This window comes from Bradyrhizobium diversitatis (assembly GCF_016031635.1).
In the GTDB taxonomy this organism is placed as follows: domain Bacteria; phylum Pseudomonadota; class Alphaproteobacteria; order Rhizobiales; family Xanthobacteraceae; genus Bradyrhizobium; species Bradyrhizobium diversitatis.
In genome coordinates this window covers 36631-51110 of record NZ_JACEGD010000010.1, presented here as the reverse complement: position 1 = coordinate 51110, position 14480 = coordinate 36631, and the positions used below count along the sequence as shown (strand labels likewise).

The following is a 14480-nucleotide window of genomic DNA, read 5'->3' as shown; positions in this document are numbered from 1 at the left end:
AAAATATCGAATCTGCGCTTTCCTCAGGGAACAGACATGGTGCACCTTTTCCGGACTTCGCTCGGTGTGATGGCGCTCGCGGCGGCCGCTTTTGGCCCCGGCGGCGGGGCGCTGGCCGCCAATGGTCCGTTCCTCGCGCACCAGGCGCTGTATGACCTCAACCTCGTCAAATCGCGCTCCAATTCGGTCAACAGCGCCCGCGGCCGCATCCTCTACAATTTCACGGGGAACGCCTGCGAGGGCTATACCTCGGAATTCCGCCAGGTCTCCGAGCTCGACAGCGGCGAGGGCAAGGTCACGCTCAGCGATCTCCGCTCCAATTCCTGGGAGGACGCCGCCGGCAAGAGCTACCGCTTCAAGATCGAGACGCGCATGAACGAGGCAGATGCCGGCCGCGTCGACGGCTCGGCCGAGCGCGACGGCGACCACATCAACGTCAAGCTGAAGCTGCCGGCGCCGAAGAGTTTCACACTCGACGGCAAGATCGTGTTCCCGACCGAGCAGATCCAGCGCATCATCGCCGCTGCGAAAGAAGGAAAATCGCTGCTCGAGCTCTCCGTCTATGACGGCTCGGACGACGGCCAGAAGGTCTACAACACGCTGACCGTGATCGGCCAGCCGATCCCCGCCGACCGCGCCACCTCGTCCGATCCGTCGACCGCGGACGAGCACATGAAGTCGCTCAAGCGCTGGCCCGTCACCGTCAGCTATTTCGACCGCGACGCCCAGCAGAAAGAGGGCGAGCAGACGCCGGTCTATGCGATGTCGTTCGAGCTCTACGAGAACGGCGTCTCGCGCCAGCTCGTGCTCGACTACAACGATTTCGTGATCTCCGGCGCGATGGGCAAGTTCGACGTCAAGGATAGCAAGCCCTGCAATTGAGGGGGCGCGCTCTCTCCTCCGTCATTGCGAGCCAACGGGTCCGCGCGGCGCGCGGCCCGATGACAGGCTCCGCGAAGCAATCCAGAATCCCTCCGCGGAACGATTCCGGATTGCTTCGTCGCTTCGCTCCTCGCAATGACGGGCTAGCTCTCAGCTCGCTCTCCAGCTACGCTCCTCCGAACGACAAACTCCGGGAGCGCCTCCATGCCGAAGCTCGACCATCTCCGCCCCAGCGGCCTGCATCACAATCCGGCCTATTCCCACGTCGTGACCGCTACCGGTGCGCGCACCATCTACATCTCCGGCCAGGTGTCGGTGGATGAGGAGGGGCGCATCGTCGGCGAGGGCGATATCGCCGCGCAGACGACGCAGGTGATGCAGAATCTCGGCCACGCCCTGAAGGCGGCCGGGGCGACCTACGCCAACATCGTCAAGATCACGACGTTCGTCGTGAACTACAAGCCGGAGCTGCGTCCCATCATCGGCAAGGCCCGCTCCGCCTTCTTCGAAGGCATGGAGCCGCCGGCCTCGACGCTCGTCGGCGTCTCCGCGCTCGCCGCGCCGGAATGGTTGATCGAGATCGAGGCGGTCGCAGTCGCGGATTGAGGTCTTTCCTTTAGCCCGGATGCCTCCGGGCTAAAGGCGCTTCGCGCCAGACAACTCCTGCAGAGCAGCCATCGCCTCGTCGGCTCTGTCGGCAGGCACGAAGAGATGGTCGTGGTGGAAGGCCGATACGGCGTTCACGCTGATGCCGGCTTTGGCTAGGCGTGCCGTGATGGCTGCCAGGAAGCCGACCGCATCGAGTGCGGAGTGAACCGTCAAGGTGATGAGGTGCGAGGGGAATGCGTAACACAATCCCGCCGCTTCGGCTTCCTCGCGCAGGACGACACAGGTCGTTCCTTCCTGCTCGCGGAACGTCAGGAGCGGATTGAGTCCCGTGGGAATGCTTTCGTTTGCCGGGATCGTGCAGAACACGAAGATGCCCGGCTGCATCGCCGGCTTCATGTGTTTGAGCAGCGCGTCGAGATCGCGTTCACCCGTCATCACTCCTGCGCCTTCTCCGGCCCGTCATAGGCGATGCCGCGGATCACCGCGGCGCTGCCGAACTTCTTGCGCAGGCTGTCCACCGCGCGTTCGGCGTGGGCGGCGCGGCGGTCGAGCATGTCGGTGTCGTCGGCGGGCGAGCCCTCGCGCAGGGCGCTGACACCGGCGCCCATCAGGCGGAAGGCGGTGCCGTCGATCTCCTTGGCCAGCATCTCGCGGCAGATCGAGAAGATCTTCGCGGCGAGCTGGGTCGGGGCCGCAATGGACTGCGAGCGGGTACGCTGGCGGAAGTCGGCGGTCTTCAGCTTCAGCGTCACGGTGGAGCCGGCGAGTTCGCTGCTTTTCAGGCGCGACGACGTCTTCTCGCACAGCCGCCACAAGATCTTCTCCAGCGTCGCGAAATCGCGGATGTCGGTCTCGAAGGTGGTTTCGCTGGAGATCGTCTTGGCACCGCGGTCAGGCTCGACGCGGCGGTCGTCGATGCCGCGCGCGAGCCGCCACAGCCGGCGTCCGTCGCTCGGAAACTGCCGCATCATCTCGATCTCGTCGGCCTTCTGCAGGTCGGCGATGATGCGGAAGCCGCGCTGCACGAGGCGTTCCTGCGTCGCTGGTCCCACGCCGAAGATGAATCCGACCGGCCTCGAAGCCAGCATCACACGCGCTTCCTCCTGGTCGAGCGCGGCAAAGCCGCGCGGCTTGTCGAGGTCGGAGGCGATCTTGGCCAGGAACTTGTTGCAGGACAGGCCGACCGAGACGGTGATGCCGATGTTGCGCTCGATGTCGCGGGCAAAGCGCGCCAGCACCTTTGCGGAGATCATGCCGTGCACGCGCTCGGTGCCGGAGAGATCGAGGAAGGCTTCATCGATTGAGAGCGGCTCGACCAGCGGCGTCAGCGCCTGCATGGCCTGGCGCACCTCGCGGCCGACGCGGACATATTTGGCCATGTCCGGCCGGATCACGGTCGCATGCGGGCAGGCCTCCAACGCCTTGAACATCGGCATCGCGGAGCGCACGCCATAGGTGCGGGCGATGTAGCAGGCGGCTGACACCACGCCGCGTTTTCCCCCGCCGATGATGACGGGCCTGTCGGCGATGTCAGGATTGTCGCGCTTCTCGACCGTCGCGTAGAAGGCGTCGCAGTCGATATGGGCGATGGTCAGGCCAGCCAGCGCGCGGTGGCGGACGAGGCGAGGGGAACCGCAGGCCGAGCAGCGCCGCACCTCCATATCCAGGTCGGCCAGACAATCCCGGCAGAAGCAGCGGGGCCCGGCCGGGTCGGCGGCCGTCACGGCACGTCGCGCTCCCAGGAGGGGTCGCCGAGCGCGTCCCCGAGGACCTGCCGCGCTGCCGCAACGTTGGTCGGATGCAGCTCCGAGGCGCTCGCGAAGGCCTTCACGGTGGCGTCATCGCGCAGCACGAAATCGAGCACGTTGAGGAGGAAATTCGGGTCCGAGGCGGCGTTCCGGAGGGTCTCAGGGCCCACACCTGTCTCAGCCAGGAACAGGCCCAGCCGCTCGGGCTCGCTCGCGACGAAGGACAGCGCCTGAATCGCAACGATTTCAGCGACTTCGCGGGGGTTGTGAACAGGCTTTTTCAAAGGGACGATTTGCCTTTCCGTTAACTTTCGGTGTCTACTTTGCATCATGCCCGAGTCTCCGCCTTGAGTCTTGCGACCCGGGGGCAAGCAACCGGAAACCACATCGCAGAAAGTGGCCCCTCGGCTTTAACGAAACTAGAGCGAATCTGAGGCTAGTTTGAATCCAGTTTTCGAAGCGCCGGAAAGCGGCGCCTGAGGCGTCACATGTATCCGGCTTCGTGCCAATCAGGAGGACGGGATGGCTAAGACCGTCCTGATCGTGGAAGACAACGAGCTCAATATGAAGCTCTTCCGCGACCTGTTGGAGGCGCATGGTTATCAGACTTCGGGCACCAGCAACGGTTACGAGGCGCTCGATCTCGTTCGCAAGATGCGGCCCGACCTCGTGCTGATGGATATCCAGTTGCCGCAGGTCTCCGGCCTCGAGGTGACGCGCTGGATCAAGGACGATCCGGAGCTGCGCACCATTCCCATCGTCGCGGTCACGGCATTCGCGATGAAGGGCGACGAAGAGCGCATCCGCGAGGGCGGCTGCGAGGCCTATTTGTCCAAGCCGATCTCAGTCGGCAAATTCATTGAGACGGTCCGGCGTTTTATCGGATAGGAAGTGAGTTCAAAGTGTCCGCGCGTATCCTGGTTGTCGATGACGTTCCTGCCAACGTCAAACTCCTCGAAGCCCGCCTGTCCGCCGAATATTTCGACGTGATGACCGCCTCGAACGGCACCGAGGCGCTGGCGATCTCAAGGCGCGCCGAATGCGACATCATCCTGCTCGACGTGATGATGCCCGACATGGACGGTTTCGAAGTCTGCCGCCGCCTCAAGACCGATCCGGCCACGCATCACATTCCCGTCGTCATGGTGACAGCGCTCGACAGCCCCGCCGACCGCAACCGCGGCCTGGAAGCCGGCGCCGACGACTTCCTCACCAAGCCCGTCTCCGACGTCGTGCTGATCGCGCGCGTGCGCTCGCTGACCCGGCTGAAGATGATGACCGACGAGCTGCGCATGCGCGCCATCACCTCGCTCGAGATCGGCATGCAGGCGCCCGAGCGCAGCGCCGTCGCCGACACCGGCAAGGGCGGCCGCATCCTTCTGGTCGACGATCGCGAGTCCTCCTACGAGCGGCTGGCGACGATCCTCGCGGCCGAGCACACCATCGACGTCGAGCCGAACCCGACGGAGGCGCTGTTCCACGCCGCCGAGGGCAATTACGACCTCCTGATCGTCTCGCTCGACCTCAACAATTTCGACGGCCTCAGGCTGTGCAGCCAGGCACGCTCGCTGGAGCGCACGCGGCATGTGCCGATCCTGGCCATCGCCGACCCCGAGAATTCGACGCGGCTGCTCCGCGGCCTCGAGATCGGCGTCAACGACTACCTGCTGCGCCCGATCGACAAGACCGAGCTCTTGGCCCGCGCCCGCACCCAGATCCGCCGCCGCCGCTACACCGATCATCTGCGCGACAACGTGCAGAACTCGATCGAGATGGCGATCACCGACGCGCTTACCGGCCTGCACAATCGCCGCTACATGGAGAGCCATCTCGCGACCCTCGCCGAGCAGGCCTCGATCCGCGGCAAGCCCCTGGCGCTGATGATCCTCGACATCGACTACTTCAAGTCGATCAACGACAATTACGGCCACGACGCCGGCGACGACGTGCTGCGCGAGTTCGCGGTGCGCGTGCGCAAGTCGATCCGCGGCATCGATCTCGCTTGCCGCTACGGCGGCGAGGAGTTCGTCATCGTGATGCCGGAGACCGATCTTCACGTCGCCGGCATGGTCGCCGAGCGCCTGCGCCGCTCGATCGCCGGCGAGCCGTTCGCGATCCACAAGGGCACCAAGCGCATCGAGGTCACGATCTCGATCGGCCTCACCACGCTGGAGCGGAAGGGCGAGGCGGTTGCCGATGTCCTCAAGCGCGCCGACACGGCGCTCTATCGCGCCAAGCACGACGGCCGCAATCGGGTGGTGTCGCAGGCGGCGTGAGGCCGCCGCGACACAAACTGCGAAAACAACCCCATGCACAGTAGCCGGCGCCAGCTGGATCAATGGCTTGCGCGGGTGGCGGACCGGCTTGCGTCGGCGGCAGCGTCATTTGACTCGTCGGGCAAAACAGGAGCATATTGGTAAGGTCGCGAAATGGTCCTGACGAGTAGTCAGGCGTCCGCGCTTCCTCCACAAATTCCGCTGTCATTCCCCGCGAAAGCGGGGAATCCAGTACGCCGCAGCTTCTCGGGTTAGCCTCACTGTCTCTGGAATACTGGATCACCCGCTTTCGCGGGTGATGACACCGAGCGATACGGCGACAGCGGTTAGTCTGGCGCGCGCTTGCGACGTTTCTCCGCCGGCTCCGCATCACCACCCAGATCCACACCCGCATTGCGCAGCAGCACCTTTGCCGCTTCCTTCGCGGCGCGCGCCATCGCGGGGTCGTCACGCACGAGATCCTGCGCGATGGAGCCGTCGACCAGCAGCACCAGCTGCGTCGCCAGCGCCTCGGCATCGGCGACGCCGAGCTCGGTGAGCCGCTCGCGAAACCAGATGCGGCGGCTTTCCTTGAAGGCGATCGCGATCTTCTTCACGGCGCGGTCGGCGGGGCCGAGCTCGGCGACCGCATTGACGAACGGGCAGCCGCGAAAGTCTTTCGCCGCGAAGCGCCGCTCGAGCGAATCGAACGTTGCGAGGATCTGCTCGGCCGGCGGCTTGTCGGAGGGGCGTGCGCTGACGAAGCGGCGCTCGAGATAGGCCGCGATCAGCGCGTCCTTGGAGGGGAAGTGGTTGTAGAGCGTGCGCTTGGAGATGCCGACCTCGGCCGCGATGGTGTCGACGCCGATGGCGCGAATGCCTTGCAGATAGAACAGCTTGTCGGCGGTCTCGAGGATCCGCGCTTTCATCGTCTGTTGTTTGGGCGGGGGAGCCATGCGGCAGCACGCGTCCTGTTCGCTTGACAGCACCTGACATCCATAGCCTATGTAAACAGGTCTGTGTACCCAAAATCAACGGCAAAAGCAGACGACGGCATTTGCGCCGTGCCGACGAGGGAGAAGAAAATGCCCCTGCTGCAGGTCCTGCGTCCGACATTGCCGATCCTGATCGGCGCCTCGATCATGCTGACGCTGAGCATGGGGCTGCGGCAGAGCCTCGGCATCTTCATGCAGCCGCTGACGCACGACATCCACATTTCGATCTCGGATTTCACGCTGGCGCTGGCCGTGCAGAACCTCGCCTGGGGCTTTCTCCAGCCGCCCGCCGGCGCGCTCACTGCGCGCTACGGCTTCCGCCCGATCATGATCGCGGGCGCGCTGATGTACATTGCGGGGCTCGCGCTGATGGCAACCGCGAACGGGCTCGTCAGCATCATGATCGGAGCGGGCGTGCTGATCGGCACGTCCCTGGCCTGCACCGCCGCGGCGATCGCGATGTCGGTGGCGGCGCGTGCGGTGCCGGAAACGGTGCGCTCCACCGTGCTCGGCATCGTCTCCGGCGCTGGCTCGCTCGGCGCGCTGTTGTCGGCGCCGATCGGGCAGATGCTCAACGAGGGTTTCGGCTGGCGCATCGGCCTTGCTGGATTCGTCATTATGTCGGTGCTGATGATCCCCGCTGCCTGGTATGCCGGTCGCGTCGACAGGATCCCGCTGCCGAAGCCGGCCGCCGACGAGATCGACGATGCCACGGCGGCGGCCGCGGCGAGGACCGCATTCGGCAATGCGTCCTTCGTGGTGATGACCTGCGCCTATCTCGTCTGCGGCATGCAGCTCGTGTTCCTCACCACGCATCTGCCGTCGTATCTGGCGATCTGCGGCCTCGATCCCATGCTCAGTGCGCAGACGCTCGGCATGATCGGCGGCTTCAACGTGCTGGGCTCGCTGTTCTTCGGCTGGGCCGGCCAGCGCTGGAACAAGCTGGCACTGCTCGGCGGCATCTACATCCTGCGCTCGCTGGCGCTCGCCTGGTACTTCATGCTGCCGGCGACGCCGTTCTCGACGCTGCTGTTCGGCGCGATCATGGGCTTCTTGTGGATGGGCGTCGGCCCGCTGGTCGCGGGCGCGGTCGCCGAGATGTTCGGCCTGCGCTGGCAGGCGATGATCCAGGGCCTCGCCTTCATGAGCCACCAGATCGGCAGCTTCCTCGGCGCCTATGGGGGAGGGGTGCTCTACGACGCGCTCGGCTCCTATACCATGGCCTGGCGCATCGGCGTGGCGCTCGGCCTCGCCGGCGGCATCGTGCAGGTCGCGTTCGCACTGATCCGCCCATCGCAGCCGCCGTCGCCGGTGTTGCGGACGGCGTAGCAGGCAGACCGGTCGCTCTCGTCAGCTTGGGAGCTTACAGCGGACGCCGCGCAGTTTGGAGCGGACGTCCGGGGCTTCGGCTGAGGTCTGCGTTGTCGAGCGAAGTGCACACCGGTTCGCGTCAAGAAAACGCGTCAAGACTCGAATCCAGAGCCGTTCCGATTCCATCGGAACGGGAAAGGCTCCTGGGTGACCAGGAATGGCGCCCCGGCGTAGCCCAATCGGACGCCATGTCGCAGTCTGCCTTGCCAGGAGTTGTCGGACGTCAAGTTGACCGATCACAAAACCGCTAGCACGCCCCTCGCCACAGGGACTAAGACATGGAATGGGCGGGCCATACGACGCATTGGACACTTGAGACCGGAGCTAAGGTGTGGCTGAGGACCAATTCCGGATTTCACGATTATCCACCGGCAGGAACCGACCTGCCGATCATACTCGGTGATGCAACTGTCATCAGCACGCGGGTGGTGAGCTCGTCGCCGAGCAAGCTTGTCCTCGAGCTGGACGACGGTCATCTCCGAGGTCTGACGCCGGGCGCTTCACGCCTATCGCCTCGCGGATTTCCCGGCTCGGAGTGGATCGTGCAGCGGCGCGTGTAGCTAAGCGGTAGGCCCCTTGTCACGCGCCGAACGAAACGATTTGTACCGATCAATCTGGTTTGCAAGGCGGACCCAGCTTTGCGACAGAGACTTCAGAAGCCTTGCTTCAGTCTCGTCGCGGGCTGATTGCATCAAGCTTAGGCATTCAATGGACTGGGCTCGACAATGTTTCACCGTTTCCATGAATGCTCCCCACCCTAATGGCCAAACCTGTCCACTAGCTTGACATTCTTCCGAGCGAAAATCTGTGGGCTGGCTCACATTTTTTACTGCGCCTGGTTCCGCCGCCATAAATGCGCTGAGCGTGGTCGACAGCATCGAGCAAGGCAAGCCAGCACCAAACTCGCAATGACGCCGTGGAAAAAGAGTGGCGCGTCGATCTCCTTCTCGTGCCCCGGACGCAGCGCAGCGTCCGTAGCGGAGAAAATGAGAACGGGGCCCGTGAGGGCCCCGTCAAAGTCTTCAACGTCCCGCGATCTTACTTGATCTTGGCTTCGCGGAATTCGACGTGCTTGCGCGCGACCGGGTCGTACTTCTTCTTGACCAGCTTGTCGGTCATGGTGCGCGAGTTCTTCTTGGCGACGTAGTAGAAGCCGGTGTCGGCCGAGGACACGAGCTTGACCTTGATGGTGACCGCTTTGGCCATGTTCTGAACCTCAGAATATCGGGGAATCTGGAGCCGGCCAAACGGCCCGCGTTGGCCGGCAACCTAGCCAGAAACCGCCTGATGTCAAGGTTTCGAAGCGTTTTCGAGCGAAGTGGACACCGGTTCGCGTCAAGAAAACGCGTCAAAACAACAACCTAGAGCCACGAAGGGGCTCTAGGCCCCGGAAAACCACTCAAAACGGCCTGATCAGGCCTCGAAGAACCGGTTTTTCGGCCGCGGCAGGCCCAGATTCTCCCTCAAGGTGGCCCCTTCATACTCTTTGCGGAAAATCCCGCGCTTCTGGAGCTCCGGGACGACCTTGTCGACGAAATCGTCGAGGCCGGCGGGCAGGAACGGGAACATGATGTTGAAGCCGTCCGAGCCGCGCCCGACCAGCCATTCCTCCATCTGGTCGGCGATGGTCTTTGCGGTGCCGACGAAGGACAGGCCGCCATAGCCACCGACGCGCTGGGCGAGCTGGCGCACGGTGAGCTTTTCGCGGGCGGCGAGATCGACCATGCGCTGACGGCCGCTCTTGCTGGCGTTGGTCTCGGGGATATCAGGCAGAGGGCCGTCGGGATCGAAGCCGGAAGCATCGGTGCCGAGGATGACGGAGAGCGAGGCGATGGCGCTGTCGTAATGCACGCGGCTGTCGAGCAGGGCGCGCTTCTCCCTGGCCTCGTCGACGCTGTCGCCGACCACGACGAAGGCGCCGGGCAGGATCTTGAGGTGCTCGGGATCGCGGCCGACCTTCTCCATGCGGCCCTTGATGTCGGCGTAGAGCTTCTGGCCGTCGGCGAGGCTGCCGCCGCCGGTGAACACGGCTTCGGCGGTCTCGGCCGCGAGCTGCTTGCCGTCTTCGGACGCGCCGGCCTGCACGATCACCGGCCAGCCCTGCACGGGCCGGGCGATGTTGAGAGGGCCGCGCACCTTCAGGTATTTGCCGTGGTGGTCGAGCGTGTGCATCTTCTGCGGATCGAAGAACAGGCCGCTCTCGACGTCGCGCACGAAGGCATCGTCGGCGAAGGAATCCCACAGGCCGGTGACGACGTCGTAGAATTCGCGGGCGCGCTTGTAGCGCTCGGCGTGCTCCATGTGGTCGTCGAGGCCGAAGTTGAGTGCGGCGTCAGGATTCGAAGTGGTGACGATGTTCCAGCCGGCGCGGCCACCGCTGATGTGATCGAGCGAGGCGAAGCGGCGTGCGACGTGATAGGGCTCGTCGAAGGTGGTCGAGCCGGTCGCGATCAGCCCGATCCGCTCGGTGACCGCGGAGAGCGCCGACAGCAGCGTGAACGGCTCGAACGAGGTCACGGTGTGGCTGCGCTTGAGCGCGTTGATCGGCATGTTGAGGACGGCGAGGTGGTCGGCCATGAAGAAGGCGTCGAACCTGCCGGCCTCGAGCTTCCGGATCAGCGTCTTGATGTGCGAGAAGTTGAAATTGGCGTCGGGCCAGGCCCCGGGATAGCGCCATGCGGCGGTGTGGATGCTGATCGGGCGCATGAACGCGCCAAGCTTGAGTTGCCGTTGTGCCATCGCCCGGGGTCCGTTCTTGGTGACGCTCGGGAAGACATAGGGACGCGGCGGAGCTCCGCCATTGGGGAGGGCGGGAAGAATTTTTCGTTCTTGGGCGTTATCTCAGTATGTTCGCGCCAGCCTCTCCGCTGTCGTCCCGGACAAGCGCCAGCGCAGATCCGGGACCCATATCCACCGGCTCTGGTTTTGCGAGGACTCGCGGTTGCCTGCTCGCGCCATACGTCTGCCTGTGGCTATGGGTCCCGGATCTGCGCGCGCTTGAGGCGCGTTTGTCCGGGACGACGAGCGGGGATGGGCGCGCCGCGCGATGGCGGCCTAGCTCAAAATATCCTTCTGCATCCTGCCGCCGTAGAAATGGAAGAACGGCACCGGCGCCTCGTGGCGCAGCGGGCCGGTGGCAAGGCGGGTGTCGAGCTCGTTGAGCACGTTGCGCGTCATCGGATGGAGGTCGGCGAGCGGTTTCGAGCCGAGCTCGACCCAGACCAGCTCGACCAGCTCCGCATCGGCATGGATCACGCCCTCGACGCGGTGGGTGATCGCGGAGGCATCGGCGGTGAAGAAGCGGGTGTCGAACCGCTTGACGCGGCCGGGCGGGGTGATCGCGCGCGCGATCAGGAACAGGCCGGAGGGATCGGGCAGCAGGCCCGCATCCGCGAACGGCTTCCAGGGGCCGTCGAGCCTCGTCACCTTGCCTTCAGCCTTGCGACCGAGGCACAGGCCGGTTTCCTCACAGGCCTCGCGGATCGCGGCAATGGCGAGCGATTTCGCGCGCGAGGCCGGCGTCTTCGGGCTGCCCTTGGCGAGGTTGGCTTCCAGCTCTGCGGTGATGGGCGCAGCGCAGGGTACGCGATAATCGGCTTTGTCGACGCGGCCGCCGGGGAAGACGAACTTGCCGGGCATGAACACCACCTTGTCGTGGCGCTTGCCGACCAGCACTTTCGGAATGGCGCCGCTGCGATCGACCAGGATCAGTGTCGCCGCATCCCGTGGGCGGAAATAGGGATGATGGTCGGCTTCCTTCGCCTCGTGAACTTTTGCCTTCTCCTCGGCCTGCGCAATATCCGTCATGTCCTCACCCAAACCGCTTCTTGCTTGTTGCCTACACTGGCGGAATACCATCCGGAGGGTTCTCGTCAAACCCGTGCATGCGCAGAGCCCATTGCAAGCCGACCACAGCTCCCTTTACCGGCTGCAGCAGCGCGAGCGAGGCGACGAAGGTGAAGGGCAGATAGGCCGCAAAGCTGATCCAGACCGGCGTGGTGTAGTTGGTCTCGATCCACAAGACGGCCGGCACCACGATGTGACCGACGATGACGATGACGAGATAGGCGGGCAGGTCGTCGGCGCGATGCGGCGTGTAATCGAGGCCGCATGTCGCGCAATTGTCCGCCGTCTTCAGGAAGGCGCGGAACAGCTTTCCCTCGCCGCAGCGCGGGCAGCGGCCGCGAAAGCCGCGCTTCATTGCCGTCCAGAGGTCGCGCTTCTCGACGAGACCGCTCTCGCGCGTCCAGATCTTCGGGGCCGTGCTCATCGTCACCATGCCTTGCCCTTCTGTCCCTTGCCTTTGCTCTTGCTCTTCTTCCCCTTGCCGGGCTTTTTCTTCTCCGGCTTGCGTTTTCTCTCCGGGCTGCGTCCAGGATGCGGCTTGGATGATTTTCGCTGCGGGCGGAACGGCCGGCGCTCCCGTGGCGAGCTGTCGCTCTCCGACGACAGCAGCTCGAAGCGCAGTGCGCCCGCAATCGGGGCTGCTTCTATCAGACGGACGTCGACGACGTCACCGAGCTGATACGTCGTGCCGCTGCGCGTGCCGACCAGCGCGTGACGGCTCTCGTCATAGTTGAAATATTCCGTGCCGAGGGATCGGATCGGGATCAATCCGTCGGCGCCGGTCTCGCTCAGCTTGACGAACAAGCCGGCGCGCGTGACGCCGGAGACGCGGCCCTGGAAACTTGCGCCGATGCGATCGGCGAGATGATGGGCGATCAGGCGGTCGACTGTCTCGCGCTCCGCCTTCATCGCGCGCCGTTCGGTCACAGAGATGTGGGCGGCGACTTCGCTCAATGTCTCCGGCGTCTCGCTGTCGGGTAGGGCGCCTTCGCCGAGGCCGAGCGCACGGACCAGCGCACGGTGCACGACGAGGTCGGCGTAGCGGCGGATCGGCGAGGTGAAATGCGCATAGCGGCGCAGGTTCAGGCCGAAATGGCCGTAATTCTCGGAGGAATACTCGGCCTGCGCCTGGGCGCGCAGCACGACTTCGCTCACCAGCGGATAGTAGTCATGGCCTTCGAGCTGGGCCAGCACGCGGTTGAACAGCGTCGGGCGCAGCGCGCCCGATTTCGTGAAGGGGACGTCGAGCGTCTCCAGAAATTCCGCGAGGGCGTGGACCTTCTCCAGCGTCGGCTCGTCATGCACGCGGTAGATCAGCGGCAGCGATTTCTTCTCCAGCATCTCGGCTGCCGCGACGTTGGCGAGGATCATGAACTCCTCGATCAGCTTGTGTGCATCGAGCCTTTCAGGCACGACGACGCGATCGACCGTGCCGTCGCTCTTGAGCAGGATCTTGCGCTCGGGCAGATCGAGATTGAGCGGATCGCGCTCGTCGCGTGCGCGCTTGGCGCAGGCATAGGCGGCATAGAGCGGCTTCAGGATCGGATCGAGCAGGGGGCCGGTGATATCGTCGGGCTTTCCGTCGATCGCGGCCTGGGCCTGCGCATAGCTCAGCTTGGCCGCCGAGCGCATCAGGATGCGGTGGAAGCTGTGCGAGCGCTTGCGCCCGTCCGGGCCGAGCACCATGCGAACCGCGAGCGCGCCGCGCGGCTCGCCCGGCACCAGCGAGCAGAGATTGTTGGAGATGCGCTCGGGCAGCATCGGCACGACGCGGTCGGGGAAATAGACCGAGTTGCCGCGGTCGAGCGCATCGCGGTCGAGCGCGGTGCCCGGCCGGACGTAGAAGCTCACATCGGCAATGGCGACGTTGACGATGAAGCCGCCTTTGTTGTTGGGATCGTCGTCGGGCTGCGCGTGGACCGCGTCGTCGTGGTCTTTTGCGTCCGGCGGATCGATCGTGACCAGCGGGACGTCGCGCCAGTCCTCGCGTCCCCTGAGATTGGCGGGCTCGGCCGCCTCCGCCTCGTGCTCGGCGGCGGCGGAGAATTGCAGCGGGATGTCGTGAGCGTAGATCGCGATCAGGCTGATCGCTTTCTCGGACTTGACCGAGCCGAGCTTCTCCTTGACGCGGCCTGAGGCGAGGCCGAAGCCGCGCGAGCGGACGATGTCGACGCTGACGAGGTCGCCATCCTGCGCGCCACCTGAATCGGCCTTGGCGATGTTCAGCTCACGGTCGGCGAATTTCTTGTCGACGGGAACGAGCCGTCCGCCGCCTTCGGGAAGCTCGCGGAACACGCCGAGGATGCGACTCTTGGCCTTGTCGATGACCTTGATGATGCGGCCGCGCCAGGCCGGGCCTTCGGTCTCCTCCGAGCGCTCGACGCGCAGCAGCGCACGGTCGCCGACACCGGCGGCGGTGCCGGGTTTTGGCCGGCGCGGCATCTCGATGAGGATCTTCGGCGGCTCGCCGCTCTCGACCTCGTCCCATTCGGCGGGGGAGGCGATCAATTCGCCGTCGGAGTCGCGGCCGGTGATGTCCGCGAGCAGCGTCGGCGGAAGCGTATCCGGCTCCGAGATCTTGTGGCGCTTCTTCTTGACGACGCCGTCATCGGCGAGCTCGCGCAGCATCCGCCTGAGCTCGGCGCGATCGGCGTTCTTCAGGCCGAACTCGCGTGCAATTTCGCGGGTCCCGACCTTTCCCCGATTTGCCTTGATGAAGGCGACGATGGCGTTCCTGTCGGGAAAGCCACGGTCATTCGTGCGTTTCACTTAGC

14 protein-coding genes are annotated in these 14480 nt (G+C 64.9%); 5 read left to right on the top strand and 9 right to left on the bottom strand.

All coding sequences use genetic code 11. The annotated features are described in order from the left end of the window. The first annotated feature begins 36 nt into the window (after window positions 1-36). Window positions 37-882 (top strand): cell envelope integrity EipB family protein, encoded by an 846-nt coding sequence (locus H1B27_RS11460; protein WP_197966125.1) that lies wholly within the window; start codon window positions 37-39, stop codon window positions 880-882. A gap of 204 nt (window positions 883-1086) precedes the next feature. Then, window positions 1087-1488, top strand: coding sequence for a RidA family protein (locus H1B27_RS11455; protein ID WP_061877286.1), 402 nt, complete (start codon window positions 1087-1089; stop codon window positions 1486-1488). 30 nt (window positions 1489-1518) lie between these two features. On the opposite strand, the gene H1B27_RS11450 is transcribed toward H1B27_RS11455, so the two are convergent. Genes H1B27_RS11450 through H1B27_RS11440 form a run of 3 tightly spaced genes read right to left on the bottom strand, consistent with a single transcriptional unit; the run spans window position 1519 to window position 3523 of the window. Continuing rightward, the gene (locus H1B27_RS11450) at window positions 1519-1926 is read right to left on the bottom strand and encodes an ACT domain-containing protein (protein ID WP_061877287.1); all 408 of its coding nucleotides are present in this window, start codon (window positions 1924-1926) and stop codon (window positions 1519-1521) included. After that, window positions 1926-3215: a DNA polymerase IV gene (locus H1B27_RS11445; RefSeq protein WP_197966124.1), complete on the bottom strand. Its 1290-nt coding sequence runs from the start codon at window positions 3213-3215 to the stop codon at window positions 1926-1928. Before H1B27_RS11445 ends, H1B27_RS11450 begins: the two co-directional genes overlap by 1 nt. Further along, window positions 3212-3523, bottom strand: a complete 312-nt coding sequence (locus H1B27_RS11440) for a DUF3572 domain-containing protein (protein ID WP_061877289.1) — start codon at window positions 3521-3523, stop codon at window positions 3212-3214. Before H1B27_RS11440 ends, H1B27_RS11445 begins: the two co-directional genes overlap by 4 nt. 238 nt (window positions 3524-3761) lie before the next feature. Between H1B27_RS11440 and H1B27_RS11435 the strand changes: the two genes are divergently transcribed. Both H1B27_RS11435 and H1B27_RS11430 read left to right on the top strand, forming a co-directional pair. Then, window positions 3762-4127: a response regulator gene (locus tag H1B27_RS11435; protein WP_035709808.1), complete on the top strand. Its 366-nt coding sequence runs from the start codon at window positions 3762-3764 to the stop codon at window positions 4125-4127. A gap of 14 nt (window positions 4128-4141) precedes the next feature. Continuing rightward, window positions 4142-5515 carry a PleD family two-component system response regulator gene (locus tag H1B27_RS11430; RefSeq protein WP_061877290.1) on the top strand — a complete coding sequence of 458 codons (1374 nt, stop codon included), beginning with the start codon at window positions 4142-4144 and terminating at the stop codon, window positions 5513-5515. A 326-nt stretch (window positions 5516-5841) separates the two neighbouring features. On the opposite strand, the gene H1B27_RS11425 is transcribed toward H1B27_RS11430, so the two are convergent. Further along, window positions 5842-6450, bottom strand: coding sequence for a TetR/AcrR family transcriptional regulator (locus tag H1B27_RS11425; protein ID WP_197966123.1), 609 nt, complete (start codon window positions 6448-6450; stop codon window positions 5842-5844). Between the two features lie 129 nt (window positions 6451-6579). On the opposite strand from H1B27_RS11425, the gene H1B27_RS11420 reads away from it, so the two are divergent. Continuing rightward, window positions 6580-7818 carry an MFS transporter gene (locus tag H1B27_RS11420; protein WP_061877292.1) on the top strand — a complete coding sequence of 413 codons (1239 nt, stop codon included), beginning with the start codon at window positions 6580-6582 and terminating at the stop codon, window positions 7816-7818. A 1080-nt stretch (window positions 7819-8898) separates the two neighbouring features. On the opposite strand, the gene rpmG is transcribed toward H1B27_RS11420, so the two are convergent. The 5 genes from rpmG to rnr form a co-directional block, all read right to left on the bottom strand. Further along, window positions 8899-9066 carry a 50S ribosomal protein L33 gene (gene rpmG, locus H1B27_RS11415; RefSeq protein ID WP_007603295.1) on the bottom strand — a complete coding sequence of 56 codons (168 nt, stop codon included), beginning with the start codon at window positions 9064-9066 and terminating at the stop codon, window positions 8899-8901. A gap of 207 nt (window positions 9067-9273) precedes the next feature. After that, entirely contained in the window at window positions 9274-10599 is a 1326-nt protein-coding gene (locus tag H1B27_RS11410) for an LLM class flavin-dependent oxidoreductase (RefSeq protein ID WP_061877293.1), read from the bottom strand. A 315-nt stretch (window positions 10600-10914) separates the two neighbouring features. After that, a complete protein-coding gene (locus tag H1B27_RS11405) occupies window positions 10915-11667 on the bottom strand; it encodes an NUDIX hydrolase (RefSeq protein WP_197966122.1) in 753 nt (250 codons plus the stop codon). A gap of 31 nt (window positions 11668-11698) precedes the next feature. Then, window positions 11699-12139, bottom strand: coding sequence for a DUF983 domain-containing protein (locus H1B27_RS11400; RefSeq protein ID WP_197966121.1), 441 nt, complete (start codon window positions 12137-12139; stop codon window positions 11699-11701). Continuing rightward, window positions 12133-14475: a ribonuclease R gene (gene rnr / locus H1B27_RS11395; RefSeq protein WP_197966120.1), complete on the bottom strand. Its 2343-nt coding sequence runs from the start codon at window positions 14473-14475 to the stop codon at window positions 12133-12135. The genes H1B27_RS11400 and rnr overlap by 7 nt, the downstream gene beginning before the upstream one ends. Window positions 14476-14480 lie beyond the last annotated feature (5 nt).